The following is a 1171-nucleotide window of genomic DNA, read 5'->3' on the forward strand; positions in this document are numbered from 1 at the left end:
CAGGGCCCAGGCCATTGACCAGCTTGGTGGCGGCCGCGTCCTCGGCGATCTCGGCGGCCAAGGCCTGGATGCCGCCATTGGCGTCCAGCATCGGCTTGTTCCACAGCATGCTCTTGCCCTGGGCGAAGCCGAGGCCGAGCGCCTCGCCGGCATATTGCCAGCGCGCCTGCAGCGTGTTGAGGAAGGCGCATTCGACTTCGGCCCAAAAGCCGTCCGGCCGCGAACCGATCGGCGTCGAGCAGACGAGGCCGGTATCCGGCCGCCATGCCGCCATCAGGTGCTGGACATAGTCCCTCGGCATCAGCACGTTGGAATCGGCGAGGACGACCCAATCGTGCCGCGCCGCCTGCCAGCCCTTGACGCAGTTGTTGAGCTTGGGATTGGCGCTGATATGGTCGTCGCCGATCAACAACCGCGCCGGAACCTTCGGGTGGCGCGCTATCGCCGCATCGATGAGCCTCACCACCGGGTCCTCGGCATGCGCGACGCAGAAGATCAGCTCATAGCGCGGCCAGTCGAGCGAGAAGGCGCGCTGAAGGGTCTCCTGCGTGAACGGCTCGACGCCGCGCGAAGGAACGATGATCGAGACCGGCTGCGCGCCGACGGGCGGCGCAATGACATGTCTTCGTTTCAGCCGCGACGCGGCGAGCAGGATGCTGGCGAGGTTCGAGAAAAGAAGGGCTGACGAAGCCAGGCCGGCTGCGATAGTCAGTTCCATCGAGATCTGGTCACTCTATCTCTTTGTTTTCACGCAATTCCGGACGGAAAACCGCTCACACTTTTCCTGGAATTGCTCTTGGCCGCATGCGACCATTTCATCAGTCACAGAGCGCCCGAGTCGCCCGGCACGGTTTGTGCACACCAACATTGTCATGTGTCACTTAAATGACATTGTTTTTCGGCACGTGCGCTACAAGGCTGGCAGGATGGTCGGCGCGGCGCGTTTAACAGCGAAGCGCGACAAAATGTTCCGCGGCGGCAACCGGAGTGGCCCATGTATCGCGCAGTGACGCGCAACATCGAAGTGCTGGTCAGACCCTTCTATCTGGAGGATAGATCCGATCCGTCGGAGAACCGCTATGTCTGGGGCTATCAGGTGACGATCGACAACCGCTCCGACGATTTCGTGCAGCTTTTGTCGCGCTACTGGCACATAACCGATGGCCAGGGC

At 62.2% G+C, this 1171-nt stretch carries 2 protein-coding genes; one reads left to right on the forward strand and one right to left on the reverse strand.

Going from position 1 to position 1171, the window contains the following annotated elements:
- Nucleotides 1-718 (reverse strand): glycosyltransferase (locus EOA24_RS38665; RefSeq protein WP_127410862.1); only part of this gene is annotated, 718 nt, incomplete at its 3' end.
- A 276-nt stretch (nucleotides 719-994) separates the two neighbouring features.
- Between EOA24_RS38665 and EOA24_RS38670 the strand changes: the two genes are divergently transcribed.
- On the forward strand, nucleotides 995-1171 hold a 177-nt coding region (locus EOA24_RS38670), incomplete at its 3' end, for an ApaG domain (RefSeq protein ID WP_127410863.1).

It is taken from the genome of Mesorhizobium sp. M2A.F.Ca.ET.039.01.1.1 (assembly GCF_003998035.1).
Taxonomy (GTDB): Bacteria; Pseudomonadota; Alphaproteobacteria; order Rhizobiales; family Rhizobiaceae; genus Mesorhizobium.